The sequence below is a fragment of the Aromatoleum sp. genome, assembly GCF_035254505.1.
Classification (GTDB): Bacteria; Pseudomonadota; Gammaproteobacteria; order Burkholderiales; family Rhodocyclaceae; genus Aromatoleum.
The window spans coordinates 1-19,118 of the sequence record NZ_DATFAO010000033.1; the positions used below are offsets into that span (position 1 = coordinate 1).

Annotated in this window: 17 protein-coding genes; all 17 read left to right on the top strand. The window is 67.8% G+C overall.

Going from position 1 to position 19,118, the window contains the following annotated elements:
- Positions 1–19: 19 nt before the first annotated feature.
- The 17 genes from VJ673_RS05255 (at position 20) to VJ673_RS05335 (ending at position 19,112) form a co-directional block, all read left to right on the top strand.
- Positions 20–1,732, top strand: a complete 1,713-nt coding sequence (locus VJ673_RS05255) for a nickel-dependent hydrogenase large subunit (protein WP_324124992.1) — start codon at positions 20–22, stop codon at positions 1,730–1,732.
- The gene (locus VJ673_RS05260) at positions 1,732–2,250 is read left to right on the top strand and encodes a HyaD/HybD family hydrogenase maturation endopeptidase (RefSeq protein ID WP_324124993.1); all 519 of its coding nucleotides are present in this window, start codon (positions 1,732–1,734) and stop codon (positions 2,248–2,250) included. The genes VJ673_RS05255 and VJ673_RS05260 overlap by 1 nt, the downstream gene beginning before the upstream one ends.
- Before the next feature lie 81 nt (positions 2,251–2,331).
- A complete protein-coding gene (locus VJ673_RS05265) occupies positions 2,332–2,613 on the top strand; it encodes a HypC/HybG/HupF family hydrogenase formation chaperone (protein ID WP_324124994.1) in 282 nt (93 codons plus the stop codon).
- 29 nt (positions 2,614–2,642) lie between these two features.
- A complete protein-coding gene (hybE, locus tag VJ673_RS05270) occupies positions 2,643–3,227 on the top strand; it encodes a [NiFe]-hydrogenase assembly chaperone HybE (RefSeq protein ID WP_324124995.1) in 585 nt (194 codons plus the stop codon).
- Between the two features lie 253 nt (positions 3,228–3,480).
- Entirely contained in the window at positions 3,481–4,584 is a 1,104-nt protein-coding gene (locus tag VJ673_RS05275) for a nickel-dependent hydrogenase large subunit (protein ID WP_324124996.1), read from the top strand.
- Positions 4,577–4,918, top strand: coding sequence for a hydrogenase maturation nickel metallochaperone HypA (hypA, locus tag VJ673_RS05280; RefSeq protein ID WP_324124997.1), 342 nt, complete (start codon positions 4,577–4,579; stop codon positions 4,916–4,918). The genes VJ673_RS05275 and hypA overlap by 8 nt, the downstream gene beginning before the upstream one ends.
- 46 nt (positions 4,919–4,964) lie before the next feature.
- Complete coding sequence (gene hypB, locus VJ673_RS05285; RefSeq protein ID WP_324124998.1) at positions 4,965–5,888, top strand: hydrogenase nickel incorporation protein HypB; 924 nt, start codon at positions 4,965–4,967, stop codon at positions 5,886–5,888.
- 10 nt (positions 5,889–5,898) lie between these two features.
- The gene (locus VJ673_RS05290) at positions 5,899–7,047 is read left to right on the top strand and encodes a Kae1-like domain-containing protein (protein WP_324124999.1); all 1,149 of its coding nucleotides are present in this window, start codon (positions 5,899–5,901) and stop codon (positions 7,045–7,047) included.
- 3 nt (positions 7,048–7,050) lie between these two features.
- On the top strand, positions 7,051–7,308 hold the full coding sequence (locus VJ673_RS05295; protein ID WP_324125000.1) for a HypC/HybG/HupF family hydrogenase formation chaperone: 258 nt from the start codon (positions 7,051–7,053) through the stop codon (positions 7,306–7,308).
- Positions 7,305–8,441 (top strand): hydrogenase formation protein HypD, encoded by a 1,137-nt coding sequence (hypD, locus tag VJ673_RS05300; RefSeq protein WP_324125001.1) that lies wholly within the window; start codon positions 7,305–7,307, stop codon positions 8,439–8,441. The genes VJ673_RS05295 and hypD overlap by 4 nt, the downstream gene beginning before the upstream one ends.
- A 156-nt stretch (positions 8,442–8,597) precedes the next feature.
- Positions 8,598–10,625: an FIST N-terminal domain-containing protein gene (locus tag VJ673_RS05305; protein WP_324125002.1), complete on the top strand. Its 2,028-nt coding sequence runs from the start codon at positions 8,598–8,600 to the stop codon at positions 10,623–10,625.
- Positions 10,626–10,714: 89 nt separating this feature from the next.
- The gene (gene hypE / locus VJ673_RS05310) at positions 10,715–11,770 is read left to right on the top strand and encodes a hydrogenase expression/formation protein HypE (protein WP_324125004.1); all 1,056 of its coding nucleotides are present in this window, start codon (positions 10,715–10,717) and stop codon (positions 11,768–11,770) included.
- Positions 11,771–11,777: 7 nt separating this feature from the next.
- A complete protein-coding gene (locus tag VJ673_RS05315; RefSeq protein ID WP_324125005.1) occupies positions 11,778–13,694 on the top strand; it encodes a hydrogenase maturation protein in 1,917 nt (638 codons plus the stop codon).
- Positions 13,691–15,136, top strand: a complete 1,446-nt coding sequence (locus VJ673_RS05320; protein ID WP_324125006.1) for a sigma-54-dependent transcriptional regulator — start codon at positions 13,691–13,693, stop codon at positions 15,134–15,136. The genes VJ673_RS05315 and VJ673_RS05320 overlap by 4 nt, the downstream gene beginning before the upstream one ends.
- A 159-nt stretch (positions 15,137–15,295) precedes the next feature.
- Positions 15,296–16,291 (top strand): NADH-quinone oxidoreductase subunit B family protein, encoded by a 996-nt coding sequence (locus tag VJ673_RS05325; protein ID WP_324125007.1) that lies wholly within the window; start codon positions 15,296–15,298, stop codon positions 16,289–16,291.
- Positions 16,288–17,742 (top strand): nickel-dependent hydrogenase large subunit, encoded by a 1,455-nt coding sequence (locus VJ673_RS05330; protein ID WP_324125008.1) that lies wholly within the window; start codon positions 16,288–16,290, stop codon positions 17,740–17,742. The genes VJ673_RS05325 and VJ673_RS05330 overlap by 4 nt, the downstream gene beginning before the upstream one ends.
- A 14-nt stretch (positions 17,743–17,756) precedes the next feature.
- The gene (locus VJ673_RS05335; protein WP_324125009.1) at positions 17,757–19,112 is read left to right on the top strand and encodes a sensor histidine kinase; all 1,356 of its coding nucleotides are present in this window, start codon (positions 17,757–17,759) and stop codon (positions 19,110–19,112) included.
- Positions 19,113–19,118: the final 6 nt, after the last annotated feature.

Below are 19,118 nucleotides of genomic sequence, written 5' to 3' on the forward strand. Positions count from 1 at the left end.
TTCCGAGGAGACTTTTCCCATGAGCCAACGCATCACCATCGACCCGGTCACCCGGATTGAAGGCCACCTCCGGATCGACGTCGAGGTCGACGGCGGCAAGGTCACCAAGGCCTGGTCCTCGGGCACCATGTGGCGCGGCGTCGAGAACATCCTGATCGGCCGCGACCCGCGCGACGCGTGGGCCATCACGCAGCGCATCTGCGGCGTGTGCACGACCGTGCATGCGATCTGCTCGGTGCGCGCGGTCGAGAACGCGCTGAAGCTGGACATCCCGGTGAACGCCCAGCTGATCCGCAACATGATCATCCTCGCGCACGCGGTGCATGACCAGATCGTGCATTTCTACCACCTGTCGGCGCTCGACTGGGTGGACGTGGTTTCGGCGCTGAAGGCCGACCCGGACAAGGCCGCCGCGCTCGGCGAGAGTCTGTCGACGTGGTCGGGCAACAGCAAGCACGAGATGCGGAAAGTGAAGGAGAAGCTCGCGAGCTACGTCGCGAGCGGCCAGCTCGGCATCTTCACGAACGGCTACTGGGGCCACCCGGCGATGAAGCTCTCGCCGGAGGTGAACCTGCTGGCGGTCGCGCACTACCTGCAGGCGCTGGAGATCCAGCGCTACGCGAACAAGATCGTGGCCATCCTCGGTTCGAAGACGCCGCACATCCAGAACGTCGCCGTCGGTGGCGTCGCGAACCCGCTGTCGACCGATTCGCAGTCGGTGCTGACGATCGAGCGCCTGATGGCCATCCAGGAGTGGATGAACAAGCTCGACGACTTCGTGAAGAACGTCTACATGGTCGACGTCGCCGCGATCGGCGCCTTCTACCCCGAATGGACCCAGGTCGGCCGTGGCGTGGTGAACTACCTCGCGGCGCCGGACATTCCGCTGGATTCCGCCGGAACGCAGTTCGCGATCCCCGGCGGCTACATCCCGAACGGCGACCTGTCCCAGTTCAAGCCGATCACGGCTTTCGGTGACAAGTACTTTGAGGACGGCGTATCGGAAGCGATCAAGCACTCGTGGTACGAGTACGGCGGTGGCGACACGACTTCGCTGCATCCGTACAAGGGCGAGACGAAGCCGCATTACACGGACTTCCAGGACGACGGCAAGTACTCGTGGCTGAAGTCGCCGACCTTCCTCGGCAAGCCGGCCCAGGTCGGCCCGCTGGCGCGCGTGTTGTGCGGTCTCGCGGCCAAGCACGACGGGATCACCAAGTACGCGACCGGGATGCTCGACACGGTGTCGTCGCTGGCAAAGACCAAGGTCGGACTGGATGCGATGCATTCGACGATCGGCCGCCACGCATCGCGCGCGATCATGTGCGGTGTCGAGCTCGATACGCTGAAGGGCCAGTGGCAGCTCCTCGTCGACAACATGGCAAAGGGCGACCTCGATACCTTCAACGCGCCGGTCTTCCCCAAGGGCGAGATCCAGGGCGTCGGCTTCCATGAGGCGCCGCGCGGCATCCTGTCGCACTGGGTGGTGATCGAGAATCAGAAGATCAAGAACTACCAGTGCGTCGTGCCTTCGACCTGGAACGCCGCGCCGAAGAACGAGAAGGGCGAGATGGCGCCGTACGAGGCCTGCCTGATCGGCAACCCGGTGATCGACGCCGAGAAGCCGCTCGAAGTGCTGCGCACGGTCCATTCCTTCGATCCTTGTCTGGCGTGCGCGGTGCATATCCTCGACACCGAGAACAGCGAAGTCGTGCGCGTGAAGGCGTCCTGATGAGCACGATCGACACCCCGATCCGCCGCGCCGTGCTGTTGGGCGTCGGCAACATCCTGCTGACCGACGAGGGCGTTGGGGTGCGGCTCGTCGAACAGCTGCAGGCAGGCTACGAGATTCCCGAGGTGCTCACGGTGCTCGACGGCGGCACGGCGGCGATGGAGCTCCTCGAAGATCTCGAGAACCTCGACCTGCTCGTGATCGCGGATTGCGTGCGCGTCGGCAAGCCGCCGGCTTCCGTGGTCGTGCTGAAGGACGACGAGGTGCCGGCCTTCTTCCGCGCGCGCATCTCGCCGCATCAGGTTGGATTGTCAGACGTGCTCGCGACGCTCGAAATCACCGAGCGCGCGCCGCGCCACGTGGTGGTCGTCGGCGTGCAGCCTTTCGACATCTCGACCTGCATGGAGCAGAGCGCGCCGGTGCGCGCGGCGATGCCGACGGCGCTGCAGGCGATTCGCGATGCGCTGGCGGGGTATGGGCTGCAAACGCCGGCGAAGGTGTTAGCGGAGGCTGCGTAATGGTGCCCCCACGCTCACTTTGTTCGCTGCCCCCCAAGGGGGCCGAGGCCCGCCTTGGGGCGACCCGGCGGGAGGCCTGACATGTGCCTGTCGGTGCCGATGCAGGTCGAATCGTGGGTCGGCGACGGCGAGATCGCCTGGCTCGTCCGCGGTGAGCGCCGCGAGCAGGCCAACATGCTGCTCGTCGGCCCGCAGCCGGTCGGCACCTGGGTGCTCGTCGCGCTCGGCTTCGCGAAGGAAGTGCTCGACGCCGAAAGTCTCGCGCTGACCGAGGAGGCGCTGGCGGCCCTAGCCGCGACGCTCGACGGCGAGTATGACCCGGACGCGTGGTTCCGCGACCTCGCGTCGCGACCGGCCGCATGAGCGCCGCGCAGCAATCGGAGGAACGGCCAGTGAGCGAGTTGCTGTCCGTCGTGCGGGTGCCGGCGTTGCGGCCCGCCGAGGCGAAGGCAGCTTTGCCCTGGCACGACGATCCTTCCGCGGCACTGCTGCGGCATTTCCAGCACGTCAGCGAAACGCGCATGGCCGGGTTGCCCTTCCTGAATCCGAACGTGGAAGTCCGCGTCGTGGGCTGCACTCGGCACGCGGGCGACTGGCTTGCGGCGGCCGTGACGCCGTGGAGCATCCAGCTCGTGCTCCTGCCCGGCGGTGGCGCGCTGTGGCAGGACACGGCGGCCGGTGTGCGTCGCACGCTGAGCCTGCCGGTCGGCGAGTTGGTCTTCATCGGTGAGGAAAGCGATGAAGCGCACGCGCCGCTCCCGGCTTTCCTGTACTGCCCGCTGATTTCACCGCTCGACCATCTCGCCGACACGGACGCCGCCTGCGCAATCGCCCGCGACGCGCTCGCGGCTGTCCTCGTTCCCGCGGCGCATACGCCGCAGCCAGCGCCGCCCGCTGCTTTTGCCGAAGTGCCGAAGCCTGCCGCCGATGTCCCCCGTTCGACGTCACGCCGCGCCTTCCTGCGCGGGCGCATTTGAGATGGGCCGCGCAGCGATCAGCGACATGCAAAACCTTGTCTCGCCGCGCTTTCGCCCTCGTGCGGCAGCGCATATCATCGTTCCGCCCCCGCGTATGTGCCGTCCGCTTCGACTGCAGCGCGTCGATCGGCCCGGGGCGGGCGTGTGCACAAGGAGAAAGCATGATTCAGGGCAGCGGGCGGCTGGCCGCCGCAGGTGTCGCGATCGAAAACCCCGGTTTCCTTTTGGGGGCGCAATGAACGCGGGCGGCAGAATGCGGCTTGTGGTGCGTCGCGAGAGCGGCCGGACAGTCGGCGTCGCGATCGGAAATCCGCGCCCGCAGGCGGCGCAGGTCCTGGTCGGACGAACCGTCGACGAGGCCCTGAAACTGGTGCCGGCGCTCTTCAGCCTGTGTTCCCGGGCGCAAGGCATCGCCGCGACGGCGGCCTGCGTCGCGGCCGGTGCAGCCGGCATCGCGCGCGCGGAACCCTGGGCCGAAGAGCGGGTGCTCGCGACCGAGGCGGCACAGGAAAACCTGTGGCGACTGATGCTCGACTGGCCCGCGCTGTTCGGCCATGTGCCGCGGCGCGAGCGCTTCGCCGAACTGCACCGCCGGCTCGCGCGTGTCAGCGAGGCGCGGGCTGCTTACGAGCTGGGCGGCGATCTGCTTGACCTCGTCGCGGTCGAACTGCTCGCCGGCTTCTTCCGCACGACGCGCGAGCCCAGCGGTCTGCGCGAATTCGGCGAACGTGCGCGACGCGGCGGGACGATCGGCGCGGCGCTCGCCGACCTGATCGAAATGGGATCCTCGACGTCCGAAGGCGAGGCCGTTCCCCTGCTGCCGACGCTCGCGGCGGGCGCGTGGGCGAACGAGTTGGGCGGCGTGCCGGCCGCCGATTTCTGCGCCGCGCCGACGCTGTTCGGCCGTCCGCACGAGACGGGCGTGCTCGCCCGTCATGCCGATTCGATGATGGTGCGGAACCTCCTGCATCACCGCCACCGCATCGCGGCACGCCTCTTCGCGCGCGTCGTGGATCTCTCCGACTGCGCGAGCCGCCTGCGCCATCCCCTCGCGAGTGACATGCCCAAGATCGTCGATGCGGCGCCGATGGGCGATGGAACGGGCCTCGCCTGTGTCGAAACCGCGCGCGGCATGCTGATGCATGCGGTGCGTCTCGACGGCGACCGCATCGCCGAATACGCGATCGTCGCGCCGACCGAATGGAATTTCCATGCGCAGGGCGCGTTCGTCTGCGAAGCGACCGGCTGGGAGGCGCCGTCGGACGAAGCCGCGATGCTGCGCCTGAAGGCGCTCGCGCTGTCGCTCGATCCGTGCATCGAGTATGACATCGCGATCGAGGATGCGGGCCATGCATGAGATGTCCCTCGCGGAGAGCATCCGCGGCATCGTCGAGGAGACCGCTCAGGCGCAAGGCTGTACGCGCGTGAAGACGGTCGTGCTGGAGATCGGCGAACTGTCGTCGGTCGAGGTCGAGGCGCTGCGTTTCTGCCTCGACGCGGTGTTGCGCGACACGCTCGCGGAGGGCGCGGCAATCGAGGTCGACAGCGTGCCGGGAGTGGGCTGGTGTCTCGCCTGCGACCGTAGCGTGCCGCTCGCGCAGCGCTACGACCCGTGTCCGCATTGCGGCAGCTATCAGGTCCGGCCGACCGACGGGACGATGATGCGGGTCAAGGAAATCGAAGTCGATTGACAGGATGATGCGGCCTCGTAGGTCGCGGTTGGAACGGAGCAGGGCGATGTGTACGGTGTGCGGTTGCGGGGCGGGTGAAGTGAATATCGGCGGGGCAGGGCGTTCGAAGTCCGCGCGCCCGAAGGAAGGCCCGACACGCGCGTGGAAAGCCGCGACGCCGGGCCATGAACACGCGCCCGAGGCGCAGCCGGCTCACCAGGACGCGAGCCACATCCACGCCGATCATCAGCATCTCCATTTCGGCGCCGGTCCTGCGCACGCGCACGCGCCCGGCCTGTCGCAAACGCAGATGGTGAAGATCGAGCGCGACATCCTCGGCAAGAACGACGCCTGCGCGGAGGCCAACCGCCGGCAATTGGCGGCGCGCGGAATCTTTGCGCTGAACCTCGTCTCGAGTCCGGGCTCAGGCAAGACAACGTTGCTCGTGCGCACGCTGACCGAACTCGCGGGGCGGGTTCCAGCCGCGGTCATCGAAGGCGATCAGCAGACCGAGTTCGACGCCGAGCGCATCCGCGCGACCGGCGTGCCGGCGCTGCAGATCAACACCGGCAAGGGCTGCCATCTCGACGCCGACATGGTCGGCCGCGCGCTCGCGCAGATGCAGCTCGCCGACGACAGCCTGCTCTTGATCGAGAACGTCGGCAACCTTGTGTGCCCGGCCGCTTTCGATCTCGGCGAGGCGCACAAGGTCGCGATCCTCTCGGTGACGGAAGGCGAGGACAAGCCGCTGAAGTACCCGGACATGTTCGCCGCCGCGGACCTGATGCTGCTCAACAAGGTCGACCTGCTCCCACATCTGACTTTCGACGTCGAGCGCGCGATCCGCTATGCGCGACGCGTGAACCCGGACATCGAGGTGATCCGCACGTCCTCGACGAGCGGCGAGGGCATCGGCGAGTGGCTCGCGTGGCTCGAACGCGGCATGACGAAGGCGCGTGCCGCGCGCGCTGTGACCACGCAGCCGGCGTGAGACGACCAACATGAACTCGCTCGTGAATTCGCCCGGCGGCGCTCCGCTCGCGCCGGCGCCGATGCCGTTCTCGTTGGCCGGGCCTCCTGTGCTCGCCTTCGGCGCCTATTTCAAGAACGCGCTGTGCCTCGTGCAGGACGGCGCGGCGCAGATGAGCGCGACGGTCGGCGATCTGGATACGCCGGATGCCTGCCGCGAAATGGACGCCTGGAGCCATGTGCTGCTATCGCAGGGCTCACCTGCTGCGATCGCGCACGACCTGCATCCGGACTTCCATTCCAGCCGCAGTGCGTGCGCCCTGGCCGCGCGCCTCGGCGTGCCGGCGATCGCCGTGCAGCACCACCACGCGCACGTTGCAGCGGTCCTGGCCGAGAACGGCCACGCGGGGCCGGCCTTGGGCCTCGCGCTCGACGGCGTCGGACTCGGCACCGACGGCACGGCCTGGGGCGGGGAGTTGTTGCAGGTCGATGGCGCACGCTTCGAGCGCCTCGGTCACCTCGCACCGCTGCCGCTCGCCGGCGGCGACCGCGCGGCGCGCGAGCCGTGGCGGATGGCGGCCGCGGTGCTGCATCGGGCCGGACGCGGCGATGAGATTGCGAGCCGCTTTGCGGCGCAGCCTGCGGCGGCGATGCTTGCACAGCTTCTGGATCGCGCCGCGCTGTGCCCCCCTACGTCGAGCCTCGGCCGCGCCTTCGATGCGGCCGCCGGGCTGCTCGGCCTGTGCCCTGTGATGAGGGTCGAGGCCGAAGCGGCGATCGCGCTGGAACGCGCAGCGACCGATTACCTCACTCACGGCGACGACGTGCCGGCTGACGCTGAAGGCTGGACGATCGACAGTGCCGGCCAACTGAGTCTGCTGCCGATCCTCGGGTCCCTCGCCGACGAAAGCGACGTGGGCCGCGGCGCTGCGCGCTTCCACCTGACGCTTGCCGCGGCACTCGTCGAATGGGCTGCACGCGCCGTCGAGCGCAGCGGCCTCGATGTCGTCGCGCTCTCCGGCGGCTGCCTGCACAACCGCATCCTGTCGCAACGCCTGGGAGCGGCGCTACGCGCCCGCGGCCTCACGGTCCTCGAAGCGCAGCGCCTGTCGCCCGGCGACGCGGGTCTTGCGCTCGGCCAGGCCTGGGTCGCGATCCACCATCTGAACGAAGGACTTTGACGCATGTGTCTCGCCATCCCCGCCCGCATCGTCGAACTGTTGCCTGGTGACGCCTGCCGCGTCGATCTCGGCGGCGTGCGCAAGGAAGTGTCGCTCGCGCTCGTTGATGGCGCCGAGCTCGGCGACTACGTGATCGTCCACGTCGGCTATGCGCTGTCGAAACTCGATGCCGACGAAGCCGAGAAGACGCTCGCGCTCTTCGCCGAAGCCGGCCTTACCGGCCCTGCGCTCGCTGCGGCATCCGAAGAAGGCGCCGCGTGAAATACGTCGACGAATTCCGCGACGGCGCGCTGGCTGCAAAACTCGCCGAGGCGATCGCGCGCGAAGCCGCCACCGGCCGCAACTACGCCTTCATGGAATTCTGCGGCGGCCACACGCACGCGATCTCGCGCTACGGCGTCACCGATCTGCTGCCCTCAAACGTGCGCATGATCCACGGCCCGGGCTGCCCCGTCTGCGTGCTGCCGATCGGGCGCATCGACATGGCGATCCGCCTCGCGCTCTCGCGCCCCGAGGTTGCGATCTGCACCTATGGCGACTGCCTGCGCGTGCCGGCTTCCAACGGATTGTCACTCTTGAAGGCGAAGGCGCGCGGCGCCGACATCCGCATGGTGTATTCGGCGGCGGACGCCCTCGCGCTTGCCCAAAAGACGCCTGAGCGCGAAGTCGTGTTCTTCGCAATCGGTTTCGAGACGACGACCCCGCCGACCGCGCTGGTGCTACGCCAGGCTCAGGCCCTGAGCCTCGCGAACTTCAGCGTCCTGTGCAACCACGTGCTGACGCCGTCGGCGATCCTGACGATCCTCGAATCCCCCGAAGTGCGCGAGCTCGGCACCGTGCCGCTCGACGGCTTCATCGGCCCCGCCCACGTGTCGACGATCATCGGCAGCCGCCCCTACGCCTTCTTCGCCGAGGAATACCGCAAGCCGGTCGTGATCGCCGGCTTCGAGCCACTCGACGTGATGCAAGCAATCCGCATGCTGATCCGACAGGTGAACGAGGGCCGCGCGGAGGTCGAGAACGAATTTACGCGCGCCGTCACCGAGGATGGCAACGTGAAGGCGCAGGCGCTCGTGTCCGAGGTCTTCGAGCTGCGCCGCAGCTTCGAATGGCGGGGGCTGCGCGAAGTGCCGTATTCGGCGCTGAGGATCCGCGCGCCGTTTGCGAACTGGGACGCCGAGGCGAAGTTCGGCCTCGAATTCGTCTCCGTGCCAGACAACCGCGCGTGCGAATGTGGCGCGATCCTGCGCGGCGTGAAGACGCCGACCGACTGCAAGCTCTTCGGCACCGTCTGCACGCCCGAGAACCCGATGGGCTCGTGCATGGTGTCCTCCGAAGGCGCCTGTGCGGCCCACTACAACTACGGCCGCTTCCGCGACGTTTCGCATGCGTGATTTTCGGATTGTGAATATGCATCCCGCGTCACGAAATGACGAATGTAATGAAGGAGAGGTCATCTATAGGACTTCTGACGAGGCTCAACTTCCGACCTGCACTGCCGTAAGAGAATGTAATCAATAGGCATTGCATCCCATCCCGAGGTTCTCGTCATGTTTTTCGGAAAAACCGGTTCCAGGAGTGCCAGCGGTGTCGTCATCGTCCGATGCCGCCCTGACGAGCTCACGCAGAAGCTCGAAGGCCTGCACGTCGCGCCGACCTTCGTCGCCGGCTACGTGTCGCCCCACGTAGACATCGACGCGGTAGCGCGCGCTGTGCGCAGCCGTTATCCGAACGTTCCGATGGCCTTGTGCTCCACGGCGGGCGAGCTCTGCGGCGAAGCGGGTTCGGTGTATTGCAGCACCGGCGAGCGCTGGGAAAACGTCGTGCTGCAGTTCTTCGACGCGTCGCTCGTCGCGCGCGCCCAGGTCGTGCGCGTTCCGCTAGGCTGCGAGGATCTGCGCCAGGGGCGCTGCGACAAGTCACTGAAGGACCGGGTCGCGAACCTCGCACGCACGCTCGAGAAAGTCGACGTCGGCATCGACATCGATCATCGCGACACGCTCGCCTACGTGCTCTTCGACGGGCTCTCCGCTTCCGAATCCTTCTTCATGGAAGCGCTTTACGACAGCGGCCGCTTCCCCTGTCTCTTCGTCGGGGGCTCGGCCGGCGGCAAGTTCGACTTCCGTAACACCTGGCTGCACGACGGCAACGGCCGCCTCGAAAACCACGCGCTGATCGCCTTCCTGAAAGTGCCACCGCAAGTGCGCTTCGGCGTCTTCAAGAGCCACAACTTCGAGCCGACCGGCACGAGCTTCCACACGCTCACCGCGTCGATGGAAAAGCGCTACATCAGCCAGGTCATCGACGGTCAGGGCAACATCGGCTCGCCGGTCCAGGCGCTGTGCCGCGCGCTGCAATGCTCGCCGGACCAGCTCGAAAAGAAGCTCGGCGAATACTCCTTCGCGATCCGTGTCGGCAAGGAGCTCTTCGTGCGCTCGGTGTCGTCGATCGACCTCGCGAACGAGCACATCCATTTCTACTGCGACATCGGCCCCGGCGAGGAACTGCTGCTCGTGCGGCGAACCGGTTTCGTCGATGGCACGCGCCGCGACTTCGATCGCTTCATGCAGGGCAAACCCGGCAAGCCGGTCGCGGGCATCCTCAACGACTGCATCCTGCGCCGCCTGTACAACGAGCGCGAGCTCGCCGGCCTCGGCGGCGTGATCGGCAACATCCCGGTCGCCGGCTTCTCGACCTTCGGCGAGATCCTCGGCCTCAACCTCAACCAGACGCTGACCGCGATCTTCTTCTTCCGCGTCAAGCCGGGCGAGACCTTCCGCGACGACTACATCGACAAGTTCGTCGCGCACTACGGAGAGTTCAAGGCCTTCTTCCTGCGGCGCGAGATCGCGAAGCTGTCGGGCCTGAATCGCGTCGTCGTGCAGCAGATCGAGGACTTCGAGAACCAGCGTTTCGAGATGAAGCTCGACCCGGCCGGGCTCGACGAGCGCGTCGGCCAGGTGTTCTCCGGCCTCAACGACATGGGACGCATCTTCGAGGCGGCGCATCGGCAGCGCGAGACGGTCTCCGGACAGCTCGAAGGTTGTGCGAGCGATCTCAATGCGTCGATGGATTCGCTCGCGGCCGGTATCGAGCGCCAACTCGCGGCCGTCGCGGAGGCGTCGAGCGGGGTGCACGGCCTTTCGCAGGGCGCGCGCGATGTCGCTGTCGAGGCGACGCAACTCGCGAGCGCCGGCTCGCGCATCCAGGGCGTCGTCGAAGTGATCCAGCAGATCTCCGACCAGACCAACCTGCTCGCGTTGAACGCCGCGATCGAGGCCGCGCGCGCCGGCGAGGCGGGGCGCGGCTTCGCGGTCGTCGCCGACGAGGTGCGCAAGCTCGCCGAGAAGAGCCGCACCAGCGCCGAAGTGATCGGCAAGGACGTCGTCCAGCTCACGGCCGACATGCGTCACGTCGCAGACGAGATCGAGGCCCACTCGGAGGGCGTCGACGGCCTGTCGGCGCTGCTTGCGACGATCGAGTCGAGCGCGGGCGAGACCTCGGCCGCAGCCGGCCAGACGCGGCAGGTCGCCGATGCCTTGAAGGAACTCACGCGAGCGGAGGGCCGCCTCGCCTGAGCGCGCACGGGGCCCGTATCAGGTCCCGCGTCGCGCACATCATCAACCAAGGGCCCGCAAGGGCCGTGACACGGCAGGACAGCGCGACGATGGGAACTGTGAAGAAGGGCTACGTGCGCCCGCTCGACTTGAAGGGCGGACGCGTGGACATGGGCCATGGCGCGGGCGGCCGCGCGATGGCGCAACTGATCGAGGAGTTGTTCGCCGCGGCCTTCGCGAACGAACACCTCGAACGCGGCGACGACGCGGCGGTGCTCCCGGCGCCCGCTGCGGGCGAACGCCTCGTCGTTGCGACCGACGCTCATGTCGTCAGCCCCTTGTTCTTTCCGGGCGGCGACATCGGCTGCTTGAGCGTCCACGGCACCGTCAACGACCTCGCCGTGATGGGCGCCCGTCCGTTGTACCTCGCTGCGAGCTTCATCCTAGAAGAAGGCTTCCCCCTCGCGGACCTTGCGCGCATCGTCCAGTCGATGGCCCACGCGTCGCGCGAAGCCGGCGTGCCCGTCGTCACTGGTGACACCAAGGTCGTCGAACAAGGCAAGGGCGACGGCGTCTTCATCACGACCACCGGTGTCGGCGCACTGCCCGCCGGACGCGAGATCGGCGGCGCCAACGCCCGTACCGGCGACGCGATCCTCGTCTCCGGCACTCTGGGCGACCACGGCATGGCGATCATGGCCCAGCGCGAATCGCTCGCCTTCGACTCCGAAATCGCGTCCGACACCGCCGCACTGCACGGACTGATCGCGGCGATGCTCGAAGCGGTCCCTTCGATCCGCGTGCTCCGCGACCCGACCCGCGGCGGCCTCGCGACCACCCTCAACGAGATCGCGACCCAGTCGGGCGTCGGCATGGAACTTGACGAAGCCGCGATCCCCATCCAGCCCCAAGTCGCCGCCGCCTGCGAACTCCTCGGCCTCGACCCGCTCTATGTCGCGAACGAAGGCAAGCTGATCGCGATCTGCCCGGCCGACGACGCCGACCGCCTCCTCGCCGCGATGCGCGCCCACCCGCTCGGCGAACGCGCCGCCCGCATCGGCACCGTCACCACGGACGCCAACTGCTTCGTCCAGATCCGCACCGCCTTCGGCGGCCGGCGCATGGTCGATTGGCTCTCCGGCGAACAGTTGCCGCGTATCTGCTGAGATCGACATGCGCATCCTGCTCCTCACGCACAGCTTCAACAGCCTCACGCAGCGCCTGTTCGCCGAGCTCAAGGCCGACGGCCACGAGCTCTCCGTCGAATTCGACATTGCCGACCGCGTCGCCGAAGAAGCCGTCGCACTCTTCCGCCCCGACCTGATCCTCGCACCCTTCCTCAAGCGCGCCGTGCCCGAATCGATCTGGTCGCGGCACCTGACGCTGATCGTGCACCCCGGCATCGTCGGCGACCGCGGCCCCTCCGCCCTCGACTGGGCGATCATGAACGGGGAAGGGGAGTGGGGCGTCACCGTCCTGCAGGCCGAAGCCGAGATGGACGCCGGCCCGGTCTGGGCGAGCGTCACCTTCCCAATGCGCGACGGCACGAAGGCGAGCCTCTACCGCAACGAAGTGACTGCCGCCGCGCTGCAGGCCGTCAGAACGGCCATCGAAAACATCCCCGAGTGGCGGATCGACAAATGGGCGCCGACCCCGCTGGCGCAAATCCTGGAAAGCGCAGCAAGCGCCGCAAAGCAAAACGCCCAAGACAACGAACCCTCATCCAGTCCTGCACACGGCAGCCCCCTCCGGGCGGTGTTTCGTGCTGAGGCGTCCGCCACGCGTTCAACGAAGCGCGAGACAGCGCCCGGAGGGGGCGGTTTAGCACCCGAACAAGTAACGGTCGGCGTCGAACGCCCCCTGATGAAACAGTCCAACCGGGCAATCGACTGGACGAACGACACCACCGAAACCGTCCTGCAAAAACTCCGCGCCGCCGACGGCTTCCCCGGAGTCTCCGACTCGCTCTTCGGAACACCCTGCCAGCTCTTCGACGCTCACGAAGCGACGCCCGACGAACTCGGCCCGGCCATTCCGGGCGAAGTCATGGCCCGCCGCGACAGTGCCCTCCTGCGCGCCACAATCGACGGCGCCGTCTGGATCGGCCACGTCAAACGCGCCGACCACGACCACCCCTTCAAGCTTCCCGCAACCGTCGCCTTCGCCACCGAAGCCGCCGCGCTGCCCGAACTCGAAATCCCCCTGATGCGCGACGCCACCGACCCCCGCTGGAGCGAACTCCGCTACCGCGAAAGCGCGGACGGCACGACAGGCTTCCTCGCCTTCGACTTCTACAACGGCGCCATGGCGACCGAGCAGTGCGAACGGCTCACCGCCGCGATTCGATTCGCCGCAACCCGCCCGACCCGCGTCCTCGTCCTCGAAGGCGGACGCGACTTCTGGTCCAACGGCATCCACCTCAACCGCATCGAAGCCGCCCCCTCGCCTGCAGACGAATCCTGGGCCAACATCAACGCGATGAACGACGTCTGCCTCGCGCTGCTCACGCTCACCGACCGCCTCACCGTCGCCGCGCTCCGCGGCAACGCCGGGGCAGGGGGCTGCTTCCTCGCGCTCGCCGCCGACCTCGTCTGGGCGCGCGACGGCATCATCATGAACCCGCACTACAAGAACATGGGCAACCTCTACGGCTCCGAATACTGGAGCTACCTCCTGCCCCGCCGCGTCGGCATCGAAACCGGCCGTCAGATCATGGCCAACCGCCTGCCGCTCCTCGCGCGCGACGCCAAAAACGCCGGCCTCATCGACGACACCTTCGGCGCCGACCTCGCCGGCTTCGAAGCCGAAGTCGCACGCCGCGTCGAAACACTCGCCGCCGACCCCGCGCTTATCGACCGCATCGCCGAAAAATCCGCACGCCGCGCCGCCGACGAAGCCGAAAAACCACTCGCCGCCTACCGCGACGAAGAACTGGCCGCGATGCGCCGCAACTTCTACGGATTCGACCCCAGCTACCACGTCGCGCGCTACCATTTCGTGATGAAAAGCCCGCAATCCTGGACCCCGCGCCACCTCGCCCGCCACCGCGATCTCGGCTGGCAAGTGCCCGCAGAGGCTGAAGCCGCATGAGCCGAATGCTGCCCACCGTTCTCGTTGTCGACGACGAAGTCCGCTCGCAGGAATCCCTGCGCCGCACTCTCGACGAAGACTTCGAGGTCTTCACCGCATCCTCCGCCGCCGAAGCCCTCGCGATCCTCGAACGCGAATGGATCCAGATCGTCCTCTGCGACCAGCGCATGCCCGGAACCTCCGGCGTGCAACTCCTGCGCGAAGTCCGCGAACGCTGGCCCGACGCCGTGCGCATCATCATCTCTGGCTACACGGACTCCGAGGACATCATCGCCGGCATTAACGACGGCGGCATCTACCAGTACCTCCTCAAGCCCTGGCAGCCCGAGCAACTCCTGCTGACCCTGCGCGCCGCAGCCGACATGTACCGCCTGCAACGCGAAAACCAGCGCCTCTCGCTCGACCTCAAGGTCGCAAGTCCCGTGCTGCGCCAACGCGTCGCCGGCAAGAAAGACACCGTCCGCCGCCGCTTCGGCGCCGACGCCCTGCTGCGCGCCCCCGACTCGCCGATGAACGCCATCTGTGCGCTCGTCGCCAAGGTCGCCGACTTCGACATCCCGGTGCTGCTTACCGGCGAATCCGGCACCGGCAAGGAACTCCTCGCCCGGGCACTGCACTACGGCAGCAGTCGCAGCGAACAAGCCTTCGTCGTCGAAAACTGCGGCGCCGTGCCCGACACGCTGCTCGAATCCGAACTCTTCGGCGCCCGCCGCGGCGCCTTCACCGGCGCTCACGAAGACCGTGAAGGTCTCTTCCGCCAAGCGGACAACGGCTCCATCCTGCTCGACGAAATCGGCGAAACCTCCGCCGCCTTCCAGGTGAAACTCCTGCGCGTGCTGCAGGAAGGCGAAGTCCGCCCCGTCGGCGCCGCGCGCCCCGTCGCCGTCGACGTCCGCGTCATCGCCGCGACCAACCGCGACCTCGAAGCCGACGTCCGCGAAGGCCGCTTCCGCGAAGACCTCTACTACCGCCTGGCCGCGATCACCGTCACCGTCCCGCCGCTGCGCGAACGCCGCATGGACATCCCGCTGATCGCCCAGCAATACGTCGACAGCGCCCAGGAATCCCTTGACCGCCGCTTCGAACCGCTCTCCGCCGACCTCCTCGCCTGCCTCCAAGCCTACCGCTGGCCCGGCAACGTCCGCGAACTGCGCAACGAAGTCCTGCGCATGATCGCGCTCTCCGACGGCCCCCGACTCTCCGCGAGCCACCTCTCGCCGCGCGTCCTGCGCGCCGCCGAAGACCACCAGGAACCCGAACTGCAACTCCTGGCCGGCCTCGACGGCGATCTCAAGACCCGCCTCGAAGCCCTGGAAGCCCGAATCGTCAAGGAAAGCCTGATCCGTCACCGCTGGAACAAGACAAGGGCAGCGCAGGAACTCGGCCTCTCGCGCGTCGGCCTCCGCAGCAAACTCGCCAGATACGGCCTAGAAACAAACTGATGTAGATGGACGTCCGCGCACCCCACATCACGTCCCGAATGGCACGGCCCAGCCCCCGACAGCGGGTGTTCCGTGCTGAGGCGTCCGCTTGCGCCAACGAAGTGCGGAACACCCGCTGTCGGGGGCGGTTTTGACGAACAACACCCCAGCAGAAAGGCAATGAACCTCCTCTGGCTCCAATCCGGCGGCTGCGGCGGCTGCACCATGTCACTGCTGTGCCATGACGCCCGCGACCTCATCGCCATGCTCCGCGACGCCGGCATCAACATCCTCTGGCATCCTGCGCTGTCCGAACAAACCGGCGCCGAAGTCGTCGAGCTCCTCGAATCCTGCGTCCGCGGCGACACCCAAGTGGACCTCCTCTGCATCGAAGGCTCCATGCTCCGCGGCCCGCAAGGCACCGGCCGCTTCCACATGCTCGCCGGCACCGGCCGCCCCATGATCGACTGGGTTCAAGACCTCGCCGCCCGCGCGCGCCACACGCTCGCCATCGGCAGCTGCGCCGCCTACGGCGGTATCACCGCCGGCGGCATCAACCCGGCCGAAGCCTGCGGCCTCCAATACGACGGCGAAACCCGGAGCGGCCTCCTCGGCGCCCACTACACGGGGACTGCGGGCCTCCCCGTCATCAACGTCGCCGGCTGCCCCACCCACCCCGCGTGGATCGTCGAAACCCTCCTCGGACTCGCCCTCGGCGACCTCGACGGGGAGAGTCTCGACCCCGTCGGCCGCCCGCGCTTCTACGCCGACCAACTCGTCCACCACGGCTGCAGTCGCAACGAATTCTACGAATTCAAAGCCAGCGCCGAAAAAGCCTCCGACCTCGGCTGCCTGATGGAGAACCTCGGCTGCAAAGGCACCCAGGCCCACGCCGACTGCAACGTCCGCCCCTGGAATGGCGGCGGCTCCTGCATCACCGGCGGCTACGCCTGCATCGCCTGCACCGAACCCGGCTTCGAAGAACCCGGCCACCCGTTCGCGATGACCCCCAAGGTCGCCGGCATCCCCATCGCGCTCCCGTCCGACATGCCCAAAGCCTGGTTCGTCGCACTCGCCGCGCTATCGAAATCCGCGACCCCGAAACGCGTCCGCGACAACTCACGCGTCGACCACACCGTCGTTGCTCCGCCGATCCGCTGGAGACGTACGAAGTGACCCGCCTCATCGTCGGCCCCTTCAACCGCGTCGAAGGCGATCTCGAAGTCACGCTCGACGTGACGGACGGCCGCGTCACCGCTGCACACGTCAACTCGCCGCTCTTCCGCGGCTTCGAACAGATCCTCCTCGGCAAGGACCCGCGCGACGCGCTCGTCTTCGTCCCGCGCATCTGCGGCATCTGCTCCGTCTCGCAATCGGCCGCCGCCGCCCGCGCGCTCGGCGACGCCATGGGCCTCACGCCGCCCCCGAACGGCGAACTCGCCGCGAACCTGATCCTCGCCAACGAAAACCTCGCCGATCACTTCACCCACTTCTACCTCTTCTTCATGCCGGATTTCGCGCGCGATGCCTACGCCGGCCGGCCCTGGTTCGACGCCGCCCGAGCCCGCTTCAAGGCGACCGAAGGCACCGCGACCGCCGACGCGTTGCCCGCCCGCGCCGCCTTCCTGCAGATCCTCGGCATCCTCGCCGGCAAATGGCCGCACAGCCTCACGCTGCAACCCGGCGGCTCCGCGCGCGCCATCGGTGCCTCCGAGAAGATCCGCGTGCATGCGCTGCTGCGCCAGTTCCGAGGCTGGCTCGAACGCCACCTCTTCGGCGACACCCTCGAAGCCATCGCCGCGCTCGACTCGATCGCCGCCCTCGATGCCTGGAAGGCGAAACGCACCCCCGCATCGAGCGACTTCCGCCTCTTCCTCGAAATCGCCGACGCCCTTGCGCTCGACCGCCTCGGCCGCGCCACCGACCGCTTCCTCAGCTACGGCAACTACCCGCTCGCCGGCTCGTCGCTTTTTGCGCGCGGCCTCTGGCACGCGCCGACAGCGACCCTCGCATCGGTCGCCCACACCGACATCGCCGAAGACGCGAGCCACGCCTGGATGGCCGACGCCCATCCGCTGCACCCCTGGCAGGGCGACACCCGCGTCGACATCGACCGCCCTGGCGCCTATAGCTGGTGCAAGGCTCCGCGCCTCGCGGGCGAGGTTGTCGAATGCGGCGCGCTTGCCCGCCAGGTCGTCGACGGCCACCCGCTCGTCCGCGAGCTCGTCGGCCAAACCGGCGGCAACGTCGCCAACCGCGTCATCGCGCGCCTGCTCGAATTCGCCCGCGTCGTGCCGGCGATGGAAAACTGGATCCGCGCGATCGAACCCGGGGAACTCTTCTGCCATCAGGGCCCCATACCCGATGAAGCGCAAGGACTCAGCATGGTCGAAGCTGCGCGCGGGGCGCTGGGTCACTGGCTCGTGATCCGCCAGGGCCGCATCGCGAACTATCAGGTCGTCGCCCCGACCACCTGGAACTTCTCGCCGCGCGACGCCGCCGGCACGCCCGGCGCCCTCGAACAGGCACTCGTCGGCACGCCGGTGGGCGAGGGCGAGGCAGTCCCGCTCGCCGTGCAGCACGTCGTCCGATCCTTCGATCCGTGCATGGTCTGCACGGTCCATTGACCCAGAAAGACGCGATGAGCGACCAACGCCCGCCTGCAAAAACCCCCGGCCACACCGGCCACCCCGGTGAGCTGATCGCCGTCGACGAAGACATGTGGATGGACGTCATCCACAAGATGGACGAGGTCTACTCGGATCTGCTGCAATACGAAGTCGCCCTCGAAGAGAAGAACGCCAAGCTCGAAGAGTCGCAGCAGTTCATCCTGTCGGTCCTCACCTCGATGTCCGACATCATGGTCGTGTGCGACCGCAACGGCGTGATCGAGGACGTCAATCGCTCGCTCGTCGACTTCTGCGGCCGTGAAGCTGCCGAGCTGCGCGGCCGGCCGATCTACGACCTCTTCGCCGACGACGTCTCGCACGACCGCGCGCGCGAACTCCTCGGCAGCTTCGGCCAGGCGGCCGTGCACGACTGCGAGCTGCCCCTGCGCGCCCGCGACCGCAGCGCCGTGCCGGTGTCCCTCAACTGCACGCCGCGCTTCAGCTCGATCGGCAAGACGCTCGGCATGGTCATCACCGGCCGCCCCGTCGGCGAACTGCGCAAGGCCTACCACGCGCTGCGCCAAGCCCACGAAGACCTCAAGCGGACCCAGCAGCAACTGCTGCATTCCGAAAAGATGGCCTCGCTCGGGCGCCTCGTCGCCGGCGTCGCGCACGAACTCAACAACCCGATCAGCTTCGTGCTCGGCAACGTGCATGCGCTCAAGCGCTACGCGGAACGCCTCGAACGCTACCTTGCCGCCATGCATCGCGGAGAACCCCGCGAAGTGCTCGAGGACTTGCGCGCCGAACTGCGCATCGACCGCATCCTCGCCGACCTGCCGCCGCTGATCGAAGGCACGATCGAAGGCGCCGAGCGCACGCGCGACATCGTCGATGGCCTCAAGCGCTTCTCCGCGATCGACCGCGACGAGAACCGCCCCTTCGACCTCACGGAAGTCGTCGAGCGCGCCGTGCGCTGGGTGTGCAAGGCCTCGCGCGAGAACTTCCGCGTCGACATCGACCTGCCTGAAAATCTGCCGCTCACCGGCTCGGCCGGCCAGATGCAGCAGGTCGTGATGAACCTCGTGCAGAACGCCTGGGATGCGACCGCCGAACTCGCCGAACCTCGGCTCGACATCACCGCCGAAGTCGAGAAGGGGCGCGTGCGGCTGCATTTCCACGACAACGGACCGGGCCTCGCGCCCGAGATCCTCGACCGCATCTTCGACCCCTTCTTCACGACCAAGCCGGTCGGCATGGGAACCGGCCTCGGGCTCGCGATCAGCTATGGCATCGTCGAGCGCCACGGCGGACGGCTGTCCGTCGCAAACGACCCCGCGGGCGGCGCCTTGTTCATCATCGATCTGCCCTTGCTGGCGCCCGGCTAGGCGCTG

What these genes read in the sequence shown, in the direction of transcription:
- VJ673_RS05315 (WP_324125005.1), top strand. Translation starts at nt 11,778, where the DNA reads ATGCGCATCCTGCTCCTCACGCACAGCTTCAACAGCCTCACGCAGCGC.
- VJ673_RS05295 (WP_324125000.1), top strand. Translation starts at nt 7,051, where the DNA reads ATGTGTCTCGCCATCCCCGCCCGCATCGTCGAACTGTTGCCTGGTGAC.
- VJ673_RS05260 (WP_324124993.1), top strand. Translation starts at nt 1,732, where the DNA reads ATGAGCACGATCGACACCCCGATCCGCCGCGCCGTGCTGTTGGGCGTC.
- hypB (WP_324124998.1), top strand. Translation starts at nt 4,965, where the DNA reads ATGTGTACGGTGTGCGGTTGCGGGGCGGGTGAAGTGAATATCGGCGGG.
- VJ673_RS05320 (WP_324125006.1), top strand. Translation starts at nt 13,691, where the DNA reads ATGAGCCGAATGCTGCCCACCGTTCTCGTTGTCGACGACGAAGTCCGC.
- VJ673_RS05305 (WP_324125002.1), top strand. Translation starts at nt 8,598, where the DNA reads ATGTTTTTCGGAAAAACCGGTTCCAGGAGTGCCAGCGGTGTCGTCATC.
- VJ673_RS05255 (WP_324124992.1), top strand. Translation starts at nt 20, where the DNA reads ATGAGCCAACGCATCACCATCGACCCGGTCACCCGGATTGAAGGCCAC.
- hypA (WP_324124997.1), top strand. Translation starts at nt 4,577, where the DNA reads ATGCATGAGATGTCCCTCGCGGAGAGCATCCGCGGCATCGTCGAGGAG.
- VJ673_RS05275 (WP_324124996.1), top strand. Translation starts at nt 3,481, where the DNA reads ATGCGGCTTGTGGTGCGTCGCGAGAGCGGCCGGACAGTCGGCGTCGCG.
- VJ673_RS05325 (WP_324125007.1), top strand. Translation starts at nt 15,296, where the DNA reads ATGAACCTCCTCTGGCTCCAATCCGGCGGCTGCGGCGGCTGCACCATG.
- VJ673_RS05290 (WP_324124999.1), top strand. Translation starts at nt 5,899, where the DNA reads ATGAACTCGCTCGTGAATTCGCCCGGCGGCGCTCCGCTCGCGCCGGCG.
- VJ673_RS05265 (WP_324124994.1), top strand. Translation starts at nt 2,332, where the DNA reads ATGTGCCTGTCGGTGCCGATGCAGGTCGAATCGTGGGTCGGCGACGGC.
- VJ673_RS05335 (WP_324125009.1), top strand. Translation starts at nt 17,757, where the DNA reads ATGAGCGACCAACGCCCGCCTGCAAAAACCCCCGGCCACACCGGCCAC.
- hypE (WP_324125004.1), top strand. Translation starts at nt 10,715, where the DNA reads ATGGGAACTGTGAAGAAGGGCTACGTGCGCCCGCTCGACTTGAAGGGC.